Raw genomic sequence first — 22811 nt, 5'->3', positions numbered from 1 at the left:
AAGCGCATAACTGAGCGCACCGTCAACGGGCGTGGAGCCTTTGTCGAACACCGCCGCGCCTGGCGCAGGCGAAAGCAATAGGCGTTCCTATTCCTTTAGATTGTTACTGGAGTGATAAATGACTTCAGCAATTGATCGATGCATCCTCCTTTGCAGGGGCCTCTTTCCAAATATTATGCACGTACAGCCCACCATCTCAACGCGATGGGCACCAGGACACTGAAGGTGCATTTTTGCGGAAGTGATGTTCATGACTGGGCGCAAGGCGAGGCAATACGTTTTACAGATAAGCCAGAAAACTGGGCGCTGTTTCTGGAGGCACTGATCGTTTCCCATGGGGTGACAGATATTCTGCTGCACGGAGACCGCAGATATTACCACAAATTGCCATTGGCGTTGCCAAAGCGTTTGACGTGAATGTCATCGCCACAGAGCTCGGCTATCTTCGCCCCGACTGGATGACTGTTGAATATGGCGGGTGTTCTGCGCTCTCGCATTTTCCGCAGAGTAAGCAGGAGCTGCTGCTGCTCGATTGTCCCGTCAGCAAGGACGAACCTGCTGTGCTTTATCCTAGCAATTATGCGCAGATTGTCTTGCAAGAGCTTGGGTTCACTGCTTTCAACAGTGTCCATGCGCGCAAGTTCCCCCATTATAAAAACCATCGCACTGAGCCCCGCACACAGGTCTACGCTGGGTGGCTGAGGGCTCGCATGTTAGCCAAACGCCGGAACCGTGATGCCGTAGCAGTCAGGGAACAGCTCAGGCACAGTGGGGTCTCGTATTATCTATTTGCGCTTCAGCTCAACGGCGACTTCCAAATCCGCGATCATTCACCGTTTGCGAGCATCTATGAAGCTATAGAGACTGTCATTGCTTCCTTCGCCCAGAAGGCACCAGAAGGGACCTTGCTGCTACTCAAAAGCCATCCGTTAGAGTACCGGTTTAAGATCTAATGAGAGCTCTAAAACACGCAAGTCGTAAACATGGAGTTGAGGACCGGACCCAACTGATCCACGGACAATCCATCAAAGAGCTAGCAAAACCCTCCCTTGGTCTGCTGACAATCAACAGTTCAGCCGGCATTGAGGCGTTGGAACACGGTGTGCCAACTTGTTGTATTTTGCCAACCATTTACGATGTTGAAGGTTTGACTCATCAAGGCAACTGGGAAGATTTTTGGACAACGGCGTCAGTGCCTGATCCAATTATTTTCCGCAAGTTCGTTGATGCGCTCAAGGCAACCATTCAGGTGCGCGGTACTCTTTATAACGCTAAAAGGCTGGAAGCTGCAGCCAAAGGCACGGCAGAGAAAATCTTATCCAGTGAGTATGAGGCACAACGCCGTAAGAAATCAGAGCCTCCACGCTTGGAAAAGGCTCGGAATATGGGCGTCACCTACAACGAATTTTTGTGATTTAGGGAAAGCACGTGCGGATCTGCCTCATCTCCAATGCAAGCGTCTATGCGGATGCAGTACTACATTCACTCCTTGCTTATCCGGAGTTAGAGATCTCCGGTCTGGTCGAATGTACAGCGTTACGGGAACCGCCAATGACTGGCATGCGTATAAGCGTTTGTTTGCGCGTTCTGGGATTATCTATGCCGGATATTTGGGTGCAGTGACAAAACCCCAGTTTCGACTTCCTCACCTACCTAAATGGAAGAGTATGAAGGCATGGTCTCACAGTCTCAGCTGCCCAATTTGGCAACCACCAACATTAGCACGCCAGAAACACTAGATTTTATAGAGCAGTGTACGCCTGACATTATCCTTACCGCTCATTTGGGGCAGATCCTACAGCCAGCCTTCTATGAGCTATTTGCCGGACAGACCTTCAACATACATCCGGGAAAGCTACCGGTGTTTAAAGGGCCCGATCCTGTCTTTCATGCCCTGTTGGAAAAAGAAAAATTGTTCACAATCAGCCTGCATGAAAGCATTCGCCAAATCGATGCGGGAAAGGTGCTTGCTGAAAAAACCATCCAACCTGAAAGACAGACCCTGTTTCGAACCAACCTTGAGCTCTTCAAATTCGCCGGAGAGCTGATAGCCTCACATTTCCTTAGTAAAGACGATTGCCTGCCAGTGCCGGAGAACCGTCCAGCCAACTACCGAAGTTGGCCCACGAATAGCGAGATTCTCAAATTCCTCGCCGCAGGCAATAGACTTTGACCGTAACCGTTCGTTCAAGGCGAGAGCACCCAAAAGGGTTGTGTCGCAAAGTTTTTCTCTCGACTGATATTCTATCATATACTGGTTAGGAACGTAACCGTCCGCTCAGGACCGCCTTACTTGATTGCGTTTGATTGAGTATTTTCTTCTTCAGTTTTAGTTGAGGAGGCAAGTCATTGTTGGATGAATCGAGGCCACGGCGGTCGTGGACACGGGTAGAAAAGGCGGCAATCACTGCGCAAGTTGGGGTTGATGGAGCAACGCTGTTTGATGTTGCGCAGAGCCATGGTGTCGGCCGGTACTTGCTGACGCGATGGATGCCCCCTGTGTCAGGGATGTTGTCCGCTGTTCTATTTTTCTCTATTTTAAGGTGGGCGGGATAGGAAGATGACGTGGGATATTCACCGGAACGAAAAGCGGCAGTGCTTAAGCGGATGCTGCCACCGGGCAACATAGCCATTCGGCAGTTGTCGCGCGAGGAAGGGATTTGCGAGGCGACGCTCCATAAATGGCGGGCTGAGGCGCGCGGCAAAGGCCAGCTTTTGCCCTGCGCTGACACGAGCCCTGAGGGATGGTCCTCGCGTGATAAGTTTGCCGCTGTGTTGGAAACGGCGGCGTTGAATGAGGCTGATTTGGGCGAATACTGCCGCAAGCGCGGGCTCTATCCCGGAACGTGTCAACGACTTTGAGACAGTAGCTTTTGGATTTTAAACTTGATTTTCTTTCGTTGTCTTTGGTGGATTGATCGTAACCGCCCGCTCAAGGCGCCATGATTTGGGCTTGACGCTGTGATTTTGCGTCCGGCTTCCAGTTCCATGGCAGGAGCTCGTGGAGGCGGTTGATCATGTGATCGTTGATGCGGGGTAACCGTCCGCTCAAGGCGCCAAGGTTTGGGCTTGCCGCTGTGATTTTGCGTCCAGCTTCCAGTTCCATGGCAGGAGCTCGTGGAGGCGGTTGATCATGTGATCGTTGATGCGCTCGAGGATGTCGGTCAGATAGATTTGTGGGTTAAGGCCATTCATCTTTGCAGTTTCAATCAGCGTCATGGCGTCGGCTAGAGTTTCTCCGCCCGCCATTGATCCAGCAAATAAGAAGTTCTTACGGCCCAGAGCAATAGGTCTGACTGCGCGCTCAGCAGCGTTGTTATCGATCGCGACACGGCCCTCGTCGAGGAACAGGGTGAAGGCGTGCCAGCGGGAAAGGCCATAGCGGATAGCTCTGGCAAGGTTGGATTTGCCTGAGACGCGAGTAAGTTGAGCTTCACACCAGGCCTTGAAGGCCTGAGCGATGGGTTTACTGTGCTTCTGCCGTACCTCATGCCGCTGGTCTGGTGGTTTTCCGCTGATCTGGCGCTCGATGTCATAAAGCTTACCAATCTGTTCTAACGCGTATCTGGCCAGTTCTGATTTGGTGGCGGTGAAGATATCATGGAAGTCGCGACGCCAATGTGCCCAGCAGGCGGCTTCCTTTATCTTGCCCACCTCGTAAAGCTGCCTGTAGCCGGCATAGGCATCGGCCTGCAGGATTCCGGAGAACTCTTTAAGGTGATCCACCGGGTTTACGGCCTTGCGATCGGCTGAGAACCAATAGGCCGCGATAGGCGGGGCTTCTCCTGCGAAGGGACGATCATCGCGTACATAGGTCCAGATCCGGCCCTGCCTTGAAGCTTTGCCGGGACCGCTCGCCGCCTTGAACTGACGCCCCAGTACATCAATGGGTGTGTCATCGGTGTGTAGGCGATCTGAGAGCATCACCTCAGCTTTAAGCAGTTCGGTTAGCGGGGCCAGCGTTTTCATGGCAAGCCCGCACCAGTCCGACAAAGTAGAGCGGGGAATATCAATGCCGTGCCGGGCAAGGATCTCGTTTTGACGGTATAGCGGCAAATGATCATCGAACTTGGAGACCAGAATATGCGCCAGTAAGCTGGCTCCGGCACTGGATTTTTCAATAGGCCGGGTTGGCGCTGGAGCTTGCACGATTTCTCGCACACCCGACAGGATTTCTTGGGCCTTGCTGTTTCAATCACCTTCAGTTTTGCGGTGATGAACTCCACCAGCTCAGATACATCCTCCCGATGAGCCGCAGCTTGCCACCACACTCGGGGCACGCTTCTGGTGATTGCAGAGTAACGCGCTCGCGGTCCACATCGCTGCTCACCCGAGGTTTGCCGCGGGTTGGTTTGGGTGGTTTTTCAAGTGCGGAGGTGGCCAGTTCGGGCACGGGTAACCGCTCACCTTCCGGCTCCTGGCATGGGTGGGCAACCTCCAGGTTTTCCAACGCCAGTTCAAGCTGCGCAATCTCGCGGTCGATCTTTTCTGAAGATGCGCCAAAGCGTTGCCTGCGCAACTTAGCCAAAGCTTGTTTGAGTGATGCAATCAGAACCAGATGGGCTTGCTCATTAGCTTGTAAACTCTCAACCTTACCGCTTAAAGCTTCAATCTCACTTTGGGCGGACAACAGCAATGCCTTGAGCAAAGCAGGGTCATTAGGAAGGGGGTTAGAGATTGGTTCATATGGGTATTTTACCTCATATATCTCCGATATCAAAGCAATGCCTTATTCAAAACCAAAGATATTCACCCCATTCGAGCGGGCGGAGCTCCCCAGCTTGGGCGTCTCCAGTCCATCCCTTCCCACAGCATGGCCAGCTGTGCTGAGGTCAATCTGGCTGAGCCATCGACTGGTGAAGGCCACGGGAACCGGCCCTTTTGTTAGGGTAAGAGACGTCAGCCACAGCTGACGTTTCTCCCCTCCGAACCGTACGTGCGGCTTTCACCGCATACGGCTCTCCATTCAAGCTTGGCTAGAAAGCCAGCACGAGACCACGATAGTGCGTTTCGTAGAAAGGAGCCTCGTTCTTTTCCCGAAGATAAGGATTTGAACGTGGTGTCTTCCAGCGGAATTGCCCGCGCTGATGATTGGTTAGCCGGTACAAGATGCTTGAAACGCGTACTCCTTCTTTCGTCATCGAGTGCACCATCCATGTCTTGGCTTTTAAGCCATACGGCCGCGCGAACCACTTTCGCATCAGACGAGAGATGCGCGAGCGATACTTGCGCCCCAGCCAATGTGCCATTTTCCAGAACACGACGGTATCGACGTGCTGGAAGACCTTGGATGTGTAATCGGTGAACTGATAGAAGTTTGCCCAACCCATGAGTTGGCGGTTTAGCCGCTTAATCATGTCGTATGGGGCGTTTGTGGTCGCCGCTAAGAGCCTTAACCAGTCGGTTTTGAACCCTGGTTTTCTCCGGGAATGGTCGTTACTGGCGCATCACGCCACGGGGACCGCGTTTGCGAATGATCCGGTGACCGAGAAAGACAAACCCATCATTAACATGAGTGACATGGGTTTTCTCCATGTTTAACGTCAATGCCAGATCGCCTTCCAGGAATGCTCGCATTCCTCGCGTACCGCGAGCGCCTGTGCCTTCGTGCCTTTGACGATGACAACAAAGTCATCGGCATAACGGCAATAGGACACTGCCGGTCTGCGACAGCGGTTCTCACGAACCGCCACAGGGCTGGCTTTTCTGACGCTCTCATTCCAACCACGACGTTTGTTGCGCGCTGCTTTTCCAAGGAATTTCTCATCCATCCAACGATCAAACTCATTGAGCATAATGTTGGACAGAAGCGGAGAAAGAACCCCGCCTTGAGGAACGCCCTTGCTGGCGGCGCAGAAGAGGCCTTTATCGATGTGACCTGCCTTCAAAAGCCTCCAGAGCAGTGCGATAAACCGTTTGTCCCGGATGCGCTTGCGCACACACGAGAGCAGCTTGCGGTGATGGACAGTATCAAAGTAGCTTGCTAGATCACCTTCGATCACCCAGCGACCCTTTGTGTTCCTGCCATCCGTTGTCTGCATCAAAACGGCCCGGATCGCGTGGTGCACGCTACGCTGTGGCCTGAAACCATATGAGTAAGGACTGAAGTCGCTTTCCCAAATCGGCTCCATCACCATCAGCATGGCGCGCTGTACTATGCGATCCGTCAGTGTCGGTATTCCCAACGGTCTCAGCTTTCCGTTCCCTTTCGGGATGTAGACGCGTCGTGTTGGAGCGGGCGCATAGGTCCCATCCAGCAGAGATCGCCCCAACGTCGCAAGGAGTTCCTCCTCATTTTGTCGGAAACGATCTCGGTCCACGCCATCTACGCCCGGGGTCTTTGCGCCGCTCGACGCCAAGGCAACCCGGGCAGCCTCAGTCAGCCAAGTCCGATCAGCAATTAAGCGTAAGAGGCGATCAAATCTTCTGGTTCGCTCGTCCTGCGCCCATTTCGCAAGCTTGTGTTGCATGTCGCTGATTATCAAAGGTCTTCACCTCGTTGTGGTCAGTTAATGTGCAGCCCTAAGCAGCTTGAACTGTTCCCCTTCGCCATGTGACAGGCTTTCCCTATCCCGGACTACTACGGGAACTCCGCCAGCGTGGCCGTCATCGGGGTGAACTCCCTTGCGAGTATTAAATATACCAACCTCATTCGGCACACGCCTTCCCTCGTTCCTATGTTGGACTTAAAGCGTATTGGTTAGGCTGCCGGCCGTAGTCTTTTCCCTTGCGTCCCGCAAGTCGGCATCGGCCATCGCCAACAAACTGCATAAGTTGACGACACCCTCGAAAGCGTTTCTGGAGTACGCTGTCGGTTTGCGCGCTTCCGGTCATGAAATCCATGGCGCGACCGATGTTCCGCCTGTTAACCATGTAGGCGGAGGCTACAATTCAGCCCCTCAGATACGGTTTAGCCGGTTCGTGTTCCTCAACCTTCCAATACTCAGCCTGAAGATGGGTCTTGACTTAATGGCTTCGTCGCACATCTCTTTATCCCACGGGCTACGTCACCTTGCCAGTTCACGACAAATCACCGCCGCTTCGGCTCTCGCCCTTTCGCAGTAAAGGACGGTCTGTTAAAGGAAACGCCTCCTTTCACTAGAATTCCAAACATAAGCGCCCCGGTCGAAACCAGGTTCGAGGCGCACCCAGTACCTTGTAGTAAAGGCAAAACCCTGACCATCCCAATAGAGCAGTTTGATCCGGTCGCCGCGCCGCCCGCGAAACGCAAACACGGCGCCATTTGCAGGGCGCTGGCGTAATTCCGTCTCCGCCAAAGCGGTCAGACCCGCAATGCCCTTGCGCATATCCGTCACACCGCACGCAAGATAAACCCGCACACCTGTTCCCGGGCCGATCATGTCGCTTCCACCAGCGCAATAAACCGGCGAACCTGCGCATCACTTAAGTCACTGGAAACCCTCAGGCTGCGACCGTTCCCGAGCCCAACCTCAATAACAACTGGTCCTGATGGTTCAGGATCAGTAACAACAACAGGCACAAGAAGGGGACCCTGCGGGTCTTCGCTTGTGTTGCTGTCGCCGTACTTAGCCATCCATCGCTTCAGCAAGCACCGGCTGACACCATGGCTCTGCGCAACACCGAACAGCGTTGCTCCATCAACCCCAACTTGCGCGGTGATTGCCGCCTTTTCTACCCGTGTCCACGACCGCCGTGGCTTCGATCCTTCCAACAATGACTTACCTCCTCAGCTAGAACTGAAGAAGAAAATACTCAATCAAATGCAATCAAGTAAGACGGTCATGAGCGGACGGTTACCTTCATGCCGCAGGTCTGGTGGTTTTCCGCTGATCTGACGTTCAATGTCATAAAGCTTACCGATCTGCTCCAGTGCGTATCTGGCCAGTTCTGATTTGGTGGCGGTGAAGATATCATGGAAGTCGCGGCGCCAATGCGCCCAACAGGCGGCTTCTTTAATGTCCCCGCTGTCATAAAGCTGCTTGTAGCCGGCATAGGCATCGGCCTGCAGAATGCCGGAAAACTCTTTGAGGTGGCATCGCGGGTTGTCAGCCTTGCGATTTGCGGAGAACCAATAGGCAGCAATAGGCGGGGCCTCTCCTGCGAAGGGGCGATCATCGCGCACATAGGTCCAGATCCGGCCCTGCCTCGAAGCTTTGCCGGAACCGCTCGCCGCCTTGAACTGGCGACCCAGGACATCAATGGGTGTGTCATCGGTATGCAAGCGATCTGAGAGCATCACCTCAGCTTTAAGCAGTTCGCTCAGCGGAGCCAGCGTTTTCATGGCAAGCCCGCACCAGTCCGACAGAGTAGAGCGGGGAATATCAATGCCATGCCGGGCAAGGATTTCGTTCTGACGGTATAGCGGCAAATGATCATCGAACTTGGAGATCAGAATATGCGCCAGTAAGCTGGCTCCGGCACTGGATTTTTCAATGGGCCGGGTTGGTGCTGGAGCTTGCACGATTTTCTCGCACACCCGGCAGGACGTCTTGGGCCGCGCCGTTTCAATCACCTTTAGCTTTGCGGTGATGAACTCCACCAGCTCAGACACATCCTCCCCGATGAGCCGCAGCTCGCCGCCACACTCGGGGCACGCTTTGGGTGACTGCAGAGTGACCCGCTCGCGTTCCACATCGCTACGCACCCGAGGTTTGCCGCGGGTCGGTTTGGGGGGCTCTTCAAGTGTGGAGGTGGCCAGTTCCGGCACGGGCAACTGCTCATCTTCCGGCTCCTGGCATGGGTGGGCAGTCTCCAGGTTTTCCAGCGCCAGTTCAAGCTGGGCAATCTCGCGGTCGATCTTTTCTGAAGATGCGCCAAAGCGTTGCCTGCGCAACTTGGCCAAAGCTTGTTTGAACCATGTGATCAGAACCAGATGGGCCTGCTCATTGGCTTGTAAACTCTCAACCTTTCCCTGCAACGCCAGCACCATGGCCTTGAGTAAAACTGGATCATCAGGAAGGGAGTTAAGAGACTGGTTCATATGGGTATTTTACCTCATATATCTCCAATATCAAAGTAATACCCCATTCAAAACCCAAGATATTCACCCCATTCGAGCGGGCGGAGCTCCCCAACTGGGGCGTCTCCAGTCCATCCCTTCCCACAGCATGGCCAGCTGTGCTGAGGTAAGTCGGGCTGAGCCATCGACTGGTGAAGGCCACGGGAACCGGCCCTTTTCCAGCACCTTGTAGTAAAGGCAAAATCCCTGACCATCCCAGTAAAGCAACTTGATCCGGTCGCCGCGCCGACCGCGAAACGCAAACACGGCGCCATTTGCAGGGCGCTGGCGTAATTCCGTCTCCGCCAAAGCGGCCAGACCCGCAATGCCCTTGCGCATATCCGTCACACCGCACGCAAGATAAACCCGCACACCTGTTCCCGGCCCGATCATGTCGCTTCCACCAGCCCAATAAACCGGCGAACCTGCGCATCACTTAAGTCACTGGAAACCCTCAGGCTGCGACCGTTCCCGAGCCCAACCTCAATAACGGCGGGTCCTGAAGGCTCAGGATCAGTAACAACAACAGGCACAAAAATGGGAGCCTTCGTGTTTTCACTTGTGTTGCTCTCGCAGTACTGAGCCATCCATCGTTTCAGCAAGTACCGGCCGACACCATGGCTCTGCGCAACATCAAACAGCGTTGCTCCATCAACCCCAACTTGCGCAGTGATTGCCGCCTTTTCTACCCGTGTCCACGACCGCCGTGGCCTCGATTCATCCAACAATGACTTGCCTCCTCAGCTAAAACTGAAGAAGAAAATACTCAATCAAATGCAACCAAGTAAGGCGGTACTGAGCGGACGGTTACGATGCGGGCAAGGACATCTGTGAGATATTCCTGCGGGTTGAGACCATTGAGTTTGGCGGTTTCAATCAACGTCATGGCGTCTGCCAGAGTTTCTCCGCCGGCCATTGATCCGGCAAATAAGAAGTTTTTACGGCCCAATGCAATAGGTCTGACTGCGCGCTCAGCCGCATTGTTGTCGATCGCGACGCGACCCTCGTCGAGGAACAAGGTGAAGGCGTGCCAACGGGAGAGGCCATAACGGATGGCTTTGGCCAGCGGTGATTTGCCTGAGATGCGGGTAAGCTGAGCCTCGCACCAGGCCTTGAAGGCCTGAGCGATGGGTTTACTGTGCTTCTGCCTCACCTCATGCCGCAGGTCTGGTGGTTTTCCGCTGATCTGACGTTCAATGTCATAAAGCTTACCGATCTGCTCCAGTGCGTATCTGGCCAGTTCTGATTTGGTGGCGGTGAAGATATCATGGAAGTCGCGGCGCCAATGCGCCCAACAGGCGGCTTCTTTAATGTCCCCGCTGTCATAAAGCTGCTTGTAGCCGGCATAGGCATCGGCCTGCAGAATGCCGGAAAACTCTTTGAGGTGGCATCGCGGGTTGTCAGCCTTGCGATTTGCGGAGAACCAATAGGCAGCAATAGGCGGGGCCTCTCCTGCGAAGGGGCGATCATCGCGCACATAGGTCCAGATCCGGCCCTGCCTCGAAGCTTTGCCGGAACCGCTCGCCGCCTTGAACTGGCGACCCAGGACATCAATGGGTGTGTCATCGGTATGCAAGCGATCTGAGAGCATCACCTCAGCTTTAAGCAGTTCGCTCAGCGGAGCCAGCGTTTCATGGCAAGCCCGCACCAGTCCGACAGAGTAGAGCGGGGAATATCAATGCATGCCGGGCAAGGATTTCGTTCTGACGGTATAGCGGCAAATGATCATCGAACTTGGAGACCAGAATATGCGCCAGTAAGCTGGCTCCGGCACTGGATTTTTCAATGGGCCGGGTTGGTGCTGGAGCTTGCACGATTTTCTCGCACACCCGGCAGGACGTCTTGGGCCGCGCCGTTTCAATCACCTTTAGCTTTGCGGTGATGAACTCCACCAGCTCAGACACATCCTCCCCGATGAGCCGCAGCTCGCCGCCACACTCGGGGCACGCTTTGGGTGACTGCAGAGTGACCCGCTCGCGTTCCACATCGCTACGCACCCGAGGTTTGCCGCGGGTCGGTTTGGGGGCTCTTCAAGTGTGGAGGTGGCCAGTTCCGGCACGGGCAACTGCTCATCTTCCGGCTCCTGGCATGGGTGGGCAGTCTCCAGGTTTTCCAGCGCCAGTTCAAGCTGGGCAATCTCGCGGTCGATCTTTTCTGAAGATGCGCCAAAGCGTTGCCTGCGCAACTTGGCCAAAGCTTGTTTGAACCATGTGATCAGAACCAGATGGGCCTGCTCATTGGCTTGTAAACTCTCAACCTTTCCCTGCAACGCCAGCACCATGGCCTTGAGTAAAACTGGATCATCAGGAAGGGAGTTAAGAGACTGGTTCATATGGGTATTTTACCTCATATATCTCCAATATCAAAGTAATACCCCATTCAAAACCCAAGATATTCACCCCATTCGAGCGGGCGGAGCTCCCCAACTGGGGCGTCTCCAGTCCATCCCTTCCCACAGCATGGCCAGCTGTGCTGAGGTAAGTCGGGCTGAGCCATCGACTGGTGAAGGCCACGGGAACCGGCCCTTTTCCAGCACCTTGTAGTAAAGGCAAAATCCCTGACCATCCCAGTAAAGCAACTTGATCCGGTCGCCGCGCCGACCGCGAAACGCAAACACGGCGCCATTTGCAGGGCGCTGGCGTAATTCCGTCTCCGCCAAAGCGGCCAGACCCGCAATGCCCTTGCGCATATCCGTCACACCGCACGCAAGATAAACCCGCACACCTGTTCCCGGCCCGATCATGTCGCTTCCACCAGCCCAATAAACCGGCGAACCTGCGCATCACTTAAGTCACTGGAAACCCTCAGGCTGCGACCGTTCCCGAGCCCAACCTCAATAACGGCGGGTCCTGAAGGCTCAGGATCAGTAACAACAACAGGCACAAAAATGGGAGCCTTCGTGTTTTCACTTGTGTTGCTCTCGCAGTACTGAGCCATCCATCGTTTCAGCAAGTACCGGCCGACACCATGGCTCTGCGCAACATCAAACAGCGTTGCTCCATCAACCCCAACTTGCGCAGTGATTGCCGCCTTTTCTACCCGTGTCCACGACCGCCGTGGCCTCGATTCATCCAACAATGACTTGCCTCCTCAGCTAAAACTGAAGAAGAAAATACTCAATCAAATGCAACCAAGTAAGGCGGTACTGAGCGGACGGTTACGATGCGGGCAAGGACATCTGTGAGATATTCCTGCGGGTTGAGACCATTGAGTTTGGCGGTTTCAATCAACGTCATGGCGTCTGCCAGAGTTTCTCCGCCGGCCATTGATCCGGCAAATAAGAAGTTTTTACGGCCCAATGCAATAGGTCTGACTGCGCGCTCAGCCGCATTGTTGTCGATCGCGACGCGACCCTCGTCGAGGAACAAGGTGAAGGCGTGCCAACGGGAGAGGCCATAACGGATGGCTTTGGCCAGCGGTGATTTGCCTGAGATGCGGGTAAGCTGAGCCTCGCACCAGGCCTTGAAGGCCTGAGCGATGGGTTTACTGTGCTTCTGCCTCACCTCATGCCGCAGGTCTGGTGGTTTTCCGCTGATCTGACGTTCAATGTCATAAAGCTTACCGATCTGCTCCAGTGCGTATCTGGCCAGTTCTGATTTGGTGGCGGTGAAGATATCATGGAAGTCGCGGCGCCAATGCGCCCAACAGGCGGCTTCTTTAATGTCCCCGCTGTCATAAAGCTGCTTGTAGCCGGCATAGGCATCGGCCTGCAGAATGCCGGAAAACTCTTTGAGGTGGCATCGCGGGTTGTCAGCCTTGCGATTTGCGGAGAACCAATAGGCAGCAATAGGCGGGGCCTCTCCTGCGAAGGGGCGATCATCGCGCACATAGGTCCAGATCCGGCCCTGCCTCGAAGCTTTGCCGGAACCGCTCGCCGCCTTGAACTGGCGACCCAGGACATCAATGGGTGTGTCATCGGTATGCAAGCGATCTGAGAGCATCACCTCAGCTTTAAGCAGTTCGCTCAGCGGAGCCAGCGTTTTCATGGCAAGCCCGCACCAGTCCGACAGAGTAGAGCGGGGAATATCAATGCCATGCCGGGCAAGGATTTCGTTCTGACGGTATAGCGGCAAATGATCATCGAACTTGGAGATCAGAATATGCGCCAGTAAGCTGGCTCCGGCACTGGATTTTTCAATGGGCCGGGTTGGTGCTGGAGCTTGCACGATTTTCTCGCACACCCGGCAGGACGTCTTGGGCCGCGCCGTTTCAATCACCTTTAGCTTTGCGGTGATGAACTCCACCAGCTCAGACACATCCTCCCCGATGAGCCGCAGCTCGCCGCCACACTCGGGGCACGCTTTGGGTGACTGCAGAGTGACCCGCTCGCGTTCCACATCGCTACGCACCCGAGGTTTGCCGCGGGTCGGTTTGGGGGGCTCTTCAAGTGTGGAGGTGGCCAGTTCCGGCACGGGCAACTGCTCATCTTCCGGCTCCTGGCACGGAGGGCCCGGGGTCTTTGCGCCGCTCGACGCCAAGGCAACCCGGGCAGCCTCAGTCAGCCAAGTCCGATCAGCAATTAAGCGTAAGAGGCGATCAAATCTTCTGGTTCGCTCGTCCTGCGCCCATTTCGCAAGCTTGTGTTGCATGTCGCTGATTATCAAAGGTCTTCACCTCGTTGTGGTCAGTTAATGTGCAGCCCTAAGCAGCTTGAACTGTTCCCCTTCGCCATGTGACAGGCTTTCCCTATCCCGGACTACTACGGGAACTCCGCCAGCGTGGCCGTCATCGGGGTGAACTCCCTTGCGAGTATTAAATATACCAACCTCATTCGGCACACGCCTTCCCTCGTTCCTATGTTGGACTTAAAGCGTATTGGTTAGGCTGCCGGCCGTAGTCTTTTCCCTTGCGTCCCGCAAGTCGGCATCGGCCATCGCCAACAAACTGCATAAGTTGACGACACCCTCGAAAGCGTTTCTGGAGTACGCTGTCGGTTTGCGCGCTTCCGGTCATGAAATCCATGGCGCGACCGATGTTCCGCCTGTTAAGCCATGTAGGCGGAGGCTACAATTCAGCCCCTCAGATACGGTTTAGCCGGTTCGTGTTCCTCAACCTTCCAATACTCAGCCTGAAGATGGGTCTTGACTTAATGGCTTCGTCGCACATCTCTTTATCCCACGGGCTACGTCACCTTGCCAGTTCACGACAAATCACCGCCGCTTCGGCTCTCGCCCTTTCGCAGTAAAGGACGGTCTGTTAAAGGAAACCCCTCCTTTCACTAGAATTCCAAACATAAGCGCCCCGGTCGAAACCAGGTTCGAGGCGCACCCAGCACCTTGTAGTAGGCCCAATGGGCACATAGCTGCATATTTGGCCATCTTGAGGAACAAGTGCTGAACATCACTATTTAAGACATGTTTGCTCGCCAAAGTGACTTTTTCTTCAAGTTAGGAAAGAGTTGCAATGGATCAGACTTTTAGTCTTACGTGGGGACTGTCATTCGACGACCTCACTTTCATCAATGGCTACAATACGCGGACCCGCCTCGGCGTTGCACTCCAACTCAAACACCTTCAGCACTTTGGTTACTTTGCAGATGAAGATATTCAGGTTGGCGAAGAAGTTTTAAACTATCTGAGTGATCAGCTCGGTGGTAATCGGCCTGTCACATTTGACTATGACTTTCAAAGCCGTTCCGCGCGTCGCCACATGATGGAAATTATACAGTTTCTCGATTTTGAGCGGATGTCGGATAGGCATAGAACTCTGCTAGCACACTGGCTACGACGCGAACATTGTGGTCACGCCAATGGTGTTGAAGACCTGATTTCAATTGCCTACCAGTGGTGTCTTGAGAAGAAGGTGTTTGCGCCCTCCCAAAAGATCATTGAACGTGTTGCTCGTTCTGCACGCCGTGAGTTTCAGAAAGAGTTACTGCAAAAAATTGTCAGTCAACTTTCTCAGGAAGCCATTGTAAAGATGGAAACCTCATTGGTGGAGCCGGATGCTTCCACCGGATTTTCGCGCCTGAAAGATGATATCGGTGGGGCTACGCTGGACAACATTCTGGCCGCAATTGAACGCCTTCAGTTTGTTGAGGGCTTACAGCTTCCAGAACATTTTCTTAAGGAGGTTGAGTGCTCCTTCATTGACCGGATCGTGCGACGGGTGAGTGCAGAAACGGCTTCGCAGATGCGTAGACACAGCGTTGAGCGCCGATTAGGCCTGTTCGCACTTTATCTGATAGTCCGCAAGTCCCAGATGATTGATCGGGTGATTGACCTTCTGGTGGAACAGATCCACCGGATCAATGTAAAATCAAAGCGCAAGGTGATTAAGGATATTAGCCGTGAAATCGAGAAGGTTCATGGCAAGGAGCGCTTGCTGGCAGAGATTGCCATGGCCTCCATGGAACACCCGGAGGGGCGGATCTGTGATGTGATCTATCCGGTCGCCGGGCAGCAGAAACTATCAGCGATTGTCAAAGAGTATCGCTCAAAAGGAACTCTGGATCGTCAAATTCAGTTTGTGATGCGTGGGTCATATGCCTCACATTATCGCCGTATGCTACCACTGCTTCTTTCTGTCCTGGAATTCAGATCCAACAACGCAGCTTGGCGTCCTGTGCTGGAGGGGCTGACCTGTATTACGAAACTGCAGAAGGCAGGTAAGCGGTTTGTTTCTGAGGATGATGTTCCGGTGGAGGCCATTCCAACTAAATGGCGTGGCAGCGTGATTGATGACAAAGGCCGCGTGAATGTGATTTCCTTTGAGCTGTGCCTCCTGACCCAGTTGCGTGAGCGAATTCGTGCCAAGGAAATCTGGGTAGTGGGAGCAGATCGTTATCGAAATCCGGATGAAGACCTGCCAAAGGATTTTGCCGAGCGCCGCGACACATATTATGCGGGACTGAAGCTGACACGAGATGCAGAAGCATTTGTGTCTGAGGTCAGAAAGACATTGGAGGATGAGCTACGTCAGCTCAATTCGTCCCTGCCTCGCAATGACAAGATCAGGCTCCGTTGGACCGGCAAGAACCGGATCTCTGTCAGTCCGTTTGAACCTGCGCCGGAACCCAAAGGACTGGTCTCTTTAAAAGCGGAAATCACTCGTCAATGGCCGATGACGGGACTATTGGATACGCTTAAGGAAGCTGCCCTTGGAACGGGATACTTGGACCGCTTTGAAACCTCTGCAAGTCGTGAGGTGCTAGCTTCAGATGTGCGTGACCGACGACTGTTACTTTGCCTTTACGGTCTTGGCACAAACGCAGGCCTCAAACGTATTGCCGGTGGTCTTGCCGATGTCAGCTACGAAGAGTTGCTGCATGTGCGCCGCAATTATATTTATCCTGCCGCTTTAAGGGCTGCCTGCGCGCGCGTAACTGATGCAACCTTGGCAATCCGCAACCCCGCTATTTGGGGGGAAGCCGGGACAGCTTGTGCAGCAGACAGCACAAAGTTTGGAGCCTGGGATAGGAACCTCATGAGCGAATGGCATGCTCGTTACGGCGGCAGAGGTGTAATGATCTACTGGCATGTGGAACGGCAGGCAACCTGTATCTATTCTCAGCTAAAACGCTGTTCATCCTCTGAAGTTGCTGCCATGATTGAGGGTGTTTTGCGTCATTGCACCGACATGGAGATCCAGCGTCAGTATGTGGACAGCCATGGCCAAAGCGTTGTCGGCTTTGCGTTTTGTCACTTGCTTGGGTTTGAGCTTGCCCCACGCCTTAAGGCGATCAGTCGGCAAAAACTGGCATTGCCTTCAAACACTATGCGCAGTGAGCTTAGCAACCTGCTGCCGATCCTGTCCAGTGCCATCAATTGGGAGGAGATTGCCCGCCAATATGACGAAATGGTCAAGTACGCCGCAGCCATGCAGCACAGAACCGCAGATCCGGAAGCAATTTTACGCCGCTTTGCCCGCTCCGAAGTCATGCACCCAACCTATAAAGCGCTGACTGAACTGGGCCGAGCCATCAAGACGATCTTCTTGTGTCGGTATTTGCGCTCGGAGAATTATCGCCGTGAAATCAACGAAGGGCTCAATGTCGTAGAGAACTGGAACAGCGCCAACGGCTTTGTGTTCTTCGGCAAGGGCGGGGAGATTGCTAGTAACCGCATTGAAGATCAGGAGATCTCGGCCTTGTCTCTGCACTTGTTGCAGGCCTCACTGGTTTACGTCAACACCCGCATGGTGCAATCGGTGCTTTCAGATCCTGTTTGGGCTAGCCGACTTGCCGCAGAAGATTACCGAGGTCTGACACCACTGATATACAGTCACATCAATCCTTATGGCCGTTTTGAGCTTGATTTGGAACAGCGCATTGACTTTGAAAGTCGATTAGTTGCGTAAATGAACGCACTATGGGTATACCCGTGGCTCACACTCTGAAATGAACACAGAGTGAGCCCGGTATCTTGTTCATTTTGGGTTAAATTTGTGTTAGTGAACAGAAATGGCTCATGGCATACCCAAAATGAACAAATTTATGTCTCGCATCGGTTACGCTCGCACCTCTACCACCGATCAGAATCTGGAAGCGCAAGTTCTTGCATTGGAAGCAGCTGGGTGTCATCTGATCCGCTCGGAACAGAAGAGCGGGGCTTCTCTCAAAGAGCGTATTGAGTTGCAGACAATCCTGGACTTTATCCATCCGAGCGAAACTCTGGTGGTCACCCGCATTGATCGGCTTGCCCGGTCTATGCATGACCTGCAAGTTATTGCACGGCGCTTGCAAGACAAGGGTGCTCATTTGTTTGCGACTGAGCAGCCTATCGACACCTCAACGGCTGCCGGCAAAGCTTTCTTCGATATGCTCGGTGTCTTTGCAGAGTTCGAAACCAATCTGCGCCGCGAGCGACAAGCAGAAGGCATTGCGGCGGCAAAGACAAGAGGTGCTTACAAAGGCCGCCCGCCACAGATTGATACAAAGAAGATTGAAGTGCGGCTTGCTGCTGGCCAGAGCCCAACGGAGATTGCCCGAGAGCTCGGCGTCTCTCGAGGAACAGTTTACAAGGTAAAGAACCGATGACCAGCCAACGTGAAAAACATGTGCGCATCACACCCCGCCTGAGCGAAACCCTTGAGAAGGAAATGCTGAAAGCCTGTCGTAAAATTGCGGAAACTCATGGGCTGGAAGTTGAGCAAGGTGGGAAGCGTCTCAAATCCAGAGGCGATGCTTTTGAAATGGTGCTGCGGGTAAAGGTTCCGGTGGCAGAGGGCCAGGATGAGGATTTAGACAAAGAACTCTTTGAACTTCTGTGTTCGCGATATGGCTTAAAGAAGGAAAACTACGGCGAGATATTTAGTGATGGGGAAGAGCGTTTCCGCATTGCTGGCCTGGATACTAGGCGTCCCAAATACCCGATCTCAGCGAAACGGATCTCTGATGGGCGACTATTTAAGTTCTCGCCCGAACAGGTTCGCGTGCTGCTTCAATCAATAGCTAAAGTTCGCTGATTGTTCCTCAAGATGGCCAAATATGCAGCTATGTGCCCATAGGGCCTAGTAAAGGCAAAATCCCTGACCATCCCAGTAAAGCAACTTGATCCGGTCGCCGCGCCGACCGCGAAACGCAAACACGGCGCCATTTGCAGGGCGCTGGCGTAATTCCGTCTCCGCCAAAGCGGCCAGACCCGCAATGCCCTTGCGCATATCCGTCACACCGCACGCAAGATAAACCCGCACACCTGTTCCCGGCCCGATCATGTCGCTTCCACCAGCCCAATAAACCGGCGAACCTGCGCATCACTTAAGTCACTGGAAACCCTCAGGCTGCGACCGTTCCCGAGCCCAACCTCAATAACGGCGGGTCCTGAAGGCTCAGGATCAGTAACAACAACAGGCACAAAAATGGGAGCCTTCGTGTTTTCACTTGTGTTGCTCTCGCAGTACTGAGCCATCCATCGCTTCAGCAAGTACCGGCCGACACCATGGCTCTGCGCAACATCAAACAGCGTTGCTCCATCAACCCCAACTTGCGCAGTGATTGCCGCCTTTTCTACCCGTGTCCACGACCGCCGTGGCCTCGATTCATCCAACAATGACTTGCCTCCTCAACTAAAACTGAAGAAGAAAATACTCAATCAAACGCAATCAAGTAAGGCGGTCCTGAGCGGACGGTTACAGTTGAAACAATTTCTTCCATCAATCATGTCCATGCGGAGGACCTTCCAAAGTCACTGCCGACATTCGTTATTTTCTCACCAGCGCCGAGGCCTCGCCCGTTGTTCTTGCCGCTGCGATCCGCAATCATTGGGCCATCGAAAGTCTGCACTGGGTGCTTGATGTTGGATTTCGCGAGGACGACAGCCGCATTCGCGACCGTAACGCGGCCGCAAATTTAAGTGTTCTGAGGAAAATTTCTATCAATCTCGTCAAAGCCGACACAACCCGCACAGGCAGCATAAAAAGACATCGAAAAACAGCAGGCTGGAATAATGATTATATGCAAAAAATCATAAGCTTATAGTTTCATGCGTTAGCCGTGCTCCTTCCCAATCTCACGGCTGACCCAGATCGTCAAATCACCACGATTACGAAGACTTTCGTTATAGTCACGCCAGTTCGTGACACGATATTTCTTCTTGTCAAATTTGTGACGACGGCTGGCGTGGAACTTGTGGGGCATCGGATAGCTTTATGAAGACGAACAAGCCTTCTAATTACAGACACTGAGCGACCCCTGCAACAAGGCCCGTCTCCACGAGCTCCTGCCATGGAACTGGAAGCCGGACGCAAAATCACTGCGTCAAGCCCAAATCATGGCGCCGTGAGCGGACGGTTACATCAAAACAGCGCTTACGCTGCAAGCTTATTTCGAATTGTGCAACAGCGCCGCTTACACTACAGCTCTGCTCACAGCAGTGATATTGGAATTCATTTAAGGCCGCATAATGCAAAAAAAAATCTATTCATCAGAATTGTCATATATCCCTAACTCTTTCGGATATTTGACATCTGAAGCTACCTCGAGTGACCACGCTGCAACTGGTGCGCGCAATGTGATCATTGCAACTGGTGAACGGAACATTGACGCCCTTTTAATTGGGACTAAATGGAATCGCACTGATATCACCTACAAATTTCCATCGTTTAAATCAGATATACCTGATCCGCTAGTACCCGATGACACAAGCGCTACCACTTATTTCCAGTCAATGAATAGTAGTTGGAAGAACGCATTTAGTTCAGTTTTTGATATGTATGAATCTGTCAGCCAGCTAACATTTTCAGAAAATTCTCGCTTTAATGATGCAAACTTAGTATTAGGCAGAACATCAGACCCAAGTTTAGATACAGCTTATGGTATATTCCCAAATGGGGAGGCCTATTCATTTCAATGGTATAAAACCAGCAATTACGACACGTTCCCCAAAATTGGGAGTTATACTTGGCACACAGTTATTCACGAAACTGGCCACACCATGGGCCTCGCACACGGCCATGCTGATGACTTTTTTGGAAACCCTTTTTCCGAACTTTCTGGAGGCGAAACATTAACCTACGCGAAGGACTCTATGGAGTTCTCAGTAATGACCTATCGGTCTTATGTTGGAGACGATCTCACAGGTTATGACAATGAGACATGGGGGTATGCTCAATCTCTCATGATGTATGATATCGCTGCAATTCAAGAACTATATGGCGCTAATTACGGAACCAATAGCGGAGATACTACATATACTTTCTCGAGCACGACTGGTGAAATGTTCGTTAATGGCGTGGGACAAGGCACACCTGGTGGTAACCGGATATTTCGAACGATTTGGGATGGCAACGGCGAGGACACCTATGATTTCTCGAATTACAACGATGGCATCAATGTAGATCTATCGCCAGGAAACTGGTCATTGTTCTCAGAAGATCAGCAAGCCTACCTTGGTGACGGAAACTATGCCCGTGCAAACGTTTTTAACGCTCTACTTCACAAGGGAGATACTACATCTCTCATTGAGAATGCTATCGGTGGCGATGGGAACGACAGTCTTTCCGGAAATATTGGAAATAACAAGCTAACAGGTGGAAATGGCAATGATACGTTAGCTGGTGAAGCTGGTGATGATACATTGATCGCTGGCAATGGCAACGACACCTTACTGGGTGGAAACGATGAAGACACCCTAAACGGTGGCGATGGAGATGACATCCTGCGCGGAGGTGACGATAATGACTTCCTCAGAGGTGGAAATGGCGCGGATACACTAGATGGCGGGCAAGGGATCGATTGGGTCAGCTACACCGAGTATAAAAAAGCTGAAATCGACACCGTCATTGACCTGCGTCTCGGACAAGGACTTGAGGGAGTGGCCCTCGGAGATACATACCTTTCCATTGAAAATGTCAACGGCAGCGACGGCAACGACACAATCATCGGCACCGATGGCGCAAACACATTAAATGGTCGAAAAGGGAACGATACGCTCAAAGGATATGCCGGCAACGACACCTTACTGGGTGGAAACGATGAAGATACTTTAATCGGAGGTGATGGCGATGACATCCTGCGCGGAGGTGACGATAATGACTTCCTCAGAGGCGGAAATGGCGCGGATACACTAGATGGCGGGCAAGGGATCGATTGGGTCAGCTACACCGAGTATAAAAAAGCTGAAATCGACACCGTCATTGACCTGCGCCTCGGACAAGGACTTGAGGGAGTGGCCCTCGGAGATACATACCTTTCCATTGAAAATGTCAACGGCAGCGACGGCAACGACACAATCATCGGCACCGATGGCGCAAACACATTAAATGGTCGAAAAGGGAACGATACGCTCAAAGGATATGCCGGCAACGACACCTTACTGGGTGGAAACGATGAAGATACTTTAATCGGAGGTGATGGCGATGACATCCTGCGCGGAGGTGACGATGATGACTTCCTCAGAGGCGGAAATGGCGCGGATACACTAGATGGCGGGCAAGGGATCGATTGGGTCAGCTACACCGAGTATAAAAAAGCTGAAATCGACACCGTCATTGACCTGCGCCTCGGACAAGGACTTGAGGGAGTGGCCCTCGGAGATACATACCTTTCCATTGAAAATGTCAACGGCAGCGACGGCAACGACACAATCATCGGCACCGATGGCGCAAACACATTAAATGGTCGAAAAGGGAACGATACGCTCAAAGGATATGCCGGCAACGACACCTTGATGGGTGGGAACGATGAAGATACTTTAATCGGAGGTGATGGCGATGACATCCTGCGCGGAGGTGACGATGATGACTTCCTCAGAGGCGGAAATGGCGCGGATACACTAGATGGCGGGCAAGGGATCGATTGGGTCAGCTACACCGAGTATAAAAAAGCTGAAATCGACACCGTCATTGACCTGCGCCTCGGACAAGGACTTGAGGGAGTGGCCCTCGGAGATACATACCTTTCCATTGAAAATGTCAACGGCAGCGACGGCAACGACACAATCATCGGCACCGATGGCGCGAACACATTAAATGGTCGAAAAGGGAATGATACGCTCAAAGGATATGCTGGCAACGACACCTTATTGGGTGGAAGTGGAGACGATACGCTAATAGGCGGAGCAGGCGACGATATCCTAACGGGTGGCTCTGGAGCTGACACTTTCGAGTTCTTTGGGCCTACAGGCCACGACACAATCACCGATTTCGAGTATGGAGTAGACACATTAATAGTTGAAGGCCCAGCTGTTGCCCTAGCCGACCTGACAATCACTGATCTTGGGGCTGATGCAAAAATTGCTTGCGAAGAGTTCTCTATCACACTTTTGAATGTAGATGCAGCTTCTATCACAGATGATTACATCAATTGGGCTTAGAATAAGCTTTTATAAATCAGGCGCCACGATCGATCTCATCTATCGTTCGTGGCGCTTTTAATTTCTAGCCCCACCTCACG

26 protein-coding genes and 3 pseudogenes are annotated in these 22811 nt (G+C 52.9%); 11 read left to right on the top strand and 18 right to left on the bottom strand.

The genetic code is table 11. The features are described from left to right. Positions 1 to 138 precede the first annotated feature (138 nt). From BLS62_RS31840 to BLS62_RS27740, 7 genes are all read left to right on the top strand, one after another. On the top strand, positions 139 to 417 hold the full coding sequence (locus BLS62_RS31840; protein WP_208991272.1) for a hypothetical protein: 279 nt from the start codon (positions 139 to 141) through the stop codon (positions 415 to 417). Beyond that, entirely contained in the window at positions 414 to 953 is a 540-nt protein-coding gene (locus BLS62_RS32665; protein WP_208991271.1) for a capsular polysaccharide export protein, LipB/KpsS family, read from the top strand. Before BLS62_RS31840 ends, BLS62_RS32665 begins: the two co-directional genes overlap by 4 nt. Beyond that, positions 953 to 1414: a capsular polysaccharide export protein, LipB/KpsS family gene (locus BLS62_RS32660; protein WP_208991270.1), complete on the top strand. Its 462-nt coding sequence runs from the start codon at positions 953 to 955 to the stop codon at positions 1412 to 1414. The genes BLS62_RS32665 and BLS62_RS32660 overlap by 1 nt, the downstream gene beginning before the upstream one ends. A 14-nt stretch (positions 1415 to 1428) precedes the next feature. Next, entirely contained in the window at positions 1429 to 1623 is a 195-nt protein-coding gene (locus BLS62_RS31825; protein ID WP_208991269.1) for a hypothetical protein, read from the top strand. Positions 1624 to 1675: 52 nt separating this feature from the next. Then, a complete protein-coding gene (locus BLS62_RS27745) occupies positions 1676 to 2173 on the top strand; it encodes a formyltransferase family protein (RefSeq protein ID WP_208991268.1) in 498 nt (165 codons plus the stop codon). A 176-nt stretch (positions 2174 to 2349) separates the two neighbouring features. Continuing rightward, entirely contained in the window at positions 2350 to 2556 is a 207-nt protein-coding gene (locus tag BLS62_RS30880) for a transposase (protein WP_143521612.1), read from the top strand. Positions 2557 to 2565: 9 nt separating this feature from the next. Further along, positions 2566 to 2862: a transposase gene (locus BLS62_RS27740; RefSeq protein WP_093189743.1), complete on the top strand. Its 297-nt coding sequence runs from the start codon at positions 2566 to 2568 to the stop codon at positions 2860 to 2862. Positions 2863 to 3048: 186 nt separating this feature from the next. Here the strand turns inward: BLS62_RS27740 and BLS62_RS27735 are convergent. The 15 genes and pseudogenes from BLS62_RS27735 to BLS62_RS27675 form a co-directional block, all read right to left on the bottom strand. Continuing rightward, positions 3049 to 4678, bottom strand: a pseudogene (locus tag BLS62_RS27735) (IS66 family transposase). 71 nt (positions 4679 to 4749) lie between these two features. After that, positions 4750 to 4869: pseudogene (locus BLS62_RS32855) on the bottom strand (IS66 family insertion sequence element accessory protein TnpB); the annotation flags it as partial. 107 nt (positions 4870 to 4976) lie between these two features. Next, a complete protein-coding gene (locus BLS62_RS32365; RefSeq protein ID WP_200798634.1) occupies positions 4977 to 5357 on the bottom strand; it encodes a group II intron maturase-specific domain-containing protein in 381 nt (126 codons plus the stop codon). 186 nt (positions 5358 to 5543) lie between these two features. Then, positions 5544 to 6470, bottom strand: a complete 927-nt coding sequence (locus BLS62_RS32360) for a reverse transcriptase domain-containing protein (protein ID WP_200798633.1) — start codon at positions 6468 to 6470, stop codon at positions 5544 to 5546. Positions 6471 to 7076: 606 nt separating this feature from the next. Then, positions 7077 to 7361 carry an IS66 family insertion sequence element accessory protein TnpB gene (gene tnpB / locus BLS62_RS27725; protein ID WP_093190105.1) on the bottom strand — a complete coding sequence of 95 codons (285 nt, stop codon included), beginning with the start codon at positions 7359 to 7361 and terminating at the stop codon, positions 7077 to 7079. Continuing rightward, positions 7358 to 7696, bottom strand: a complete 339-nt coding sequence (locus tag BLS62_RS27720; RefSeq protein WP_093176425.1) for a transposase — start codon at positions 7694 to 7696, stop codon at positions 7358 to 7360. Before BLS62_RS27720 ends, tnpB (BLS62_RS27725) begins: the two co-directional genes overlap by 4 nt. A gap of 42 nt (positions 7697 to 7738) precedes the next feature. Then, positions 7739 to 8962, bottom strand: coding sequence for an IS66 family transposase (locus tag BLS62_RS27715; protein ID WP_093189733.1), 1224 nt, complete (start codon positions 8960 to 8962; stop codon positions 7739 to 7741). Between the two features lie 63 nt (positions 8963 to 9025). Beyond that, positions 9026 to 9373: an IS66 family insertion sequence element accessory protein TnpB gene (gene tnpB / locus BLS62_RS27710; protein WP_093189727.1), complete on the bottom strand. Its 348-nt coding sequence runs from the start codon at positions 9371 to 9373 to the stop codon at positions 9026 to 9028. Next, positions 9370 to 9708, bottom strand: a complete 339-nt coding sequence (locus BLS62_RS27705) for a transposase (RefSeq protein WP_093189725.1) — start codon at positions 9706 to 9708, stop codon at positions 9370 to 9372. The genes tnpB (BLS62_RS27710) and BLS62_RS27705 overlap by 4 nt, the downstream gene beginning before the upstream one ends. 38 nt (positions 9709 to 9746) lie before the next feature. Beyond that, positions 9747 to 10628, bottom strand: coding sequence for an IS66 family transposase (locus BLS62_RS27700; RefSeq protein ID WP_159436595.1), 882 nt, complete (start codon positions 10626 to 10628; stop codon positions 9747 to 9749). Beyond that, the gene (locus tag BLS62_RS32655; protein ID WP_159436594.1) at positions 10612 to 10884 is read right to left on the bottom strand and encodes an IS66 family transposase; all 273 of its coding nucleotides are present in this window, start codon (positions 10882 to 10884) and stop codon (positions 10612 to 10614) included. Before BLS62_RS32655 ends, BLS62_RS27700 begins: the two co-directional genes overlap by 17 nt. Next, positions 10848 to 11312, bottom strand: a complete 465-nt coding sequence (locus BLS62_RS27690; protein ID WP_093190098.1) for an IS66 family transposase — start codon at positions 11310 to 11312, stop codon at positions 10848 to 10850. Before BLS62_RS27690 ends, BLS62_RS32655 begins: the two co-directional genes overlap by 37 nt. 63 nt (positions 11313 to 11375) lie before the next feature. Beyond that, complete coding sequence (gene tnpB / locus BLS62_RS27685) at positions 11376 to 11723, bottom strand: IS66 family insertion sequence element accessory protein TnpB (protein ID WP_093189727.1); 348 nt, start codon at positions 11721 to 11723, stop codon at positions 11376 to 11378. Further along, complete coding sequence (locus BLS62_RS27680; protein ID WP_093189725.1) at positions 11720 to 12058, bottom strand: transposase; 339 nt, start codon at positions 12056 to 12058, stop codon at positions 11720 to 11722. The genes tnpB (BLS62_RS27685) and BLS62_RS27680 overlap by 4 nt, the downstream gene beginning before the upstream one ends. Positions 12059 to 12141: 83 nt before the next feature. Next, positions 12142 to 13371 (bottom strand): annotated as a pseudogene (locus BLS62_RS27675) (IS66 family transposase); the annotation flags it as partial. 1012 nt (positions 13372 to 14383) lie between these two features. On the opposite strand from BLS62_RS27675, the gene BLS62_RS27665 reads away from it, so the two are divergent. The 3 genes from BLS62_RS27665 to BLS62_RS27655 all read left to right on the top strand — a co-directional run bounded on the left by BLS62_RS27665 (position 14384) and on the right by BLS62_RS27655 (position 18385). Beyond that, positions 14384 to 17278 (top strand): Tn3 family transposase, encoded by a 2895-nt coding sequence (locus BLS62_RS27665; protein ID WP_093189717.1) that lies wholly within the window; start codon positions 14384 to 14386, stop codon positions 17276 to 17278. Between the two features lie 136 nt (positions 17279 to 17414). Next, a complete protein-coding gene (locus BLS62_RS27660) occupies positions 17415 to 17957 on the top strand; it encodes a recombinase family protein (protein ID WP_093177232.1) in 543 nt (180 codons plus the stop codon). After that, positions 17954 to 18385, top strand: a complete 432-nt coding sequence (locus BLS62_RS27655) for a hypothetical protein (protein WP_093177126.1) — start codon at positions 17954 to 17956, stop codon at positions 18383 to 18385. Before BLS62_RS27660 ends, BLS62_RS27655 begins: the two co-directional genes overlap by 4 nt. Before the next feature lie 45 nt (positions 18386 to 18430). Here BLS62_RS27655 and tnpB (BLS62_RS27650) read toward each other — a convergent pair whose 3' ends face one another. From tnpB (BLS62_RS27650) to BLS62_RS30555, 3 genes are all read right to left on the bottom strand, one after another. Then, complete coding sequence (gene tnpB / locus BLS62_RS27650; RefSeq protein ID WP_093189716.1) at positions 18431 to 18634, bottom strand: IS66 family insertion sequence element accessory protein TnpB; 204 nt, start codon at positions 18632 to 18634, stop codon at positions 18431 to 18433. Further along, a complete protein-coding gene (locus tag BLS62_RS27645) occupies positions 18631 to 18969 on the bottom strand; it encodes a transposase (RefSeq protein ID WP_093189725.1) in 339 nt (112 codons plus the stop codon). The genes tnpB (BLS62_RS27650) and BLS62_RS27645 overlap by 4 nt, the downstream gene beginning before the upstream one ends. Positions 18970 to 19406: 437 nt before the next feature. Further along, a complete protein-coding gene (locus BLS62_RS30555) occupies positions 19407 to 19556 on the bottom strand; it encodes a hypothetical protein (RefSeq protein WP_244283676.1) in 150 nt (49 codons plus the stop codon). Positions 19557 to 20445: 889 nt separating this feature from the next. On the opposite strand from BLS62_RS30555, the gene BLS62_RS27640 reads away from it, so the two are divergent. Continuing rightward, the gene (locus BLS62_RS27640) at positions 20446 to 22731 is read left to right on the top strand and encodes a calcium-binding protein (RefSeq protein WP_159436593.1); all 2286 of its coding nucleotides are present in this window, start codon (positions 20446 to 20448) and stop codon (positions 22729 to 22731) included. The last annotated feature ends 80 nt before the right edge of the window (positions 22732 to 22811 follow it).

Source organism: Pseudovibrio sp. Tun.PSC04-5.I4 (assembly GCF_900104145.1).
Lineage (GTDB): Bacteria > Pseudomonadota > Alphaproteobacteria > Rhizobiales > Stappiaceae > Pseudovibrio.
This window is presented reverse-complemented; position numbering and strand designations above follow the sequence as displayed.

Bases quoted from the DNA above. Each gene is read 5' to 3' on its own strand.
- BLS62_RS31840 (WP_208991272.1), top strand. From the start codon at position 139: ATGCATCCTCCTTTGCAGGGGCCTCTTTCCAAATATTATGCACGTACA.
- BLS62_RS32660 (WP_208991270.1), top strand. From the start codon at position 953: ATGAGAGCTCTAAAACACGCAAGTCGTAAACATGGAGTTGAGGACCGG.
- BLS62_RS27745 (WP_208991268.1), top strand. From the start codon at position 1,676: ATGGTCTCACAGTCTCAGCTGCCCAATTTGGCAACCACCAACATTAGC.
- BLS62_RS32365 (WP_200798634.1), bottom strand. From the start codon at position 5,357: ATGATTAAGCGGCTAAACCGCCAACTCATGGGTTGGGCAAACTTCTAT.
- BLS62_RS32360 (WP_200798633.1), bottom strand. From the start codon at position 6,470: ATGCAACACAAGCTTGCGAAATGGGCGCAGGACGAGCGAACCAGAAGA.
- tnpB (WP_093190105.1), bottom strand. From the start codon at position 7,361: ATGATCGGCCCGGGAACAGGTGTGCGGGTTTATCTTGCGTGCGGTGTG.
- BLS62_RS27715 (WP_093189733.1), bottom strand. From the start codon at position 8,962: ATGAACCAGTCTCTTAACTCCCTTCCTGATGATCCAGTTTTACTCAAG.
- tnpB (WP_093189727.1), bottom strand. From the start codon at position 9,373: ATGATCGGGCCGGGAACAGGTGTGCGGGTTTATCTTGCGTGCGGTGTG.
- BLS62_RS27690 (WP_093190098.1), bottom strand. From the start codon at position 11,312: ATGAACCAGTCTCTTAACTCCCTTCCTGATGATCCAGTTTTACTCAAG.
- tnpB (WP_093189727.1), bottom strand. From the start codon at position 11,723: ATGATCGGGCCGGGAACAGGTGTGCGGGTTTATCTTGCGTGCGGTGTG.
- BLS62_RS27665 (WP_093189717.1), top strand. From the start codon at position 14,384: ATGGATCAGACTTTTAGTCTTACGTGGGGACTGTCATTCGACGACCTC.
- BLS62_RS27660 (WP_093177232.1), top strand. From the start codon at position 17,415: ATGTCTCGCATCGGTTACGCTCGCACCTCTACCACCGATCAGAATCTG.
- BLS62_RS27655 (WP_093177126.1), top strand. From the start codon at position 17,954: ATGACCAGCCAACGTGAAAAACATGTGCGCATCACACCCCGCCTGAGC.
- tnpB (WP_093189716.1), bottom strand. From the start codon at position 18,634: ATGATCGGGCCGGGAACAGGTGTGCGGGTTTATCTTGCGTGCGGTGTG.
- BLS62_RS30555 (WP_244283676.1), bottom strand. From the start codon at position 19,556: ATGCCCCACAAGTTCCACGCCAGCCGTCGTCACAAATTTGACAAGAAG.
- BLS62_RS27640 (WP_159436593.1), top strand. From the start codon at position 20,446: ATGGAGTTCTCAGTAATGACCTATCGGTCTTATGTTGGAGACGATCTC.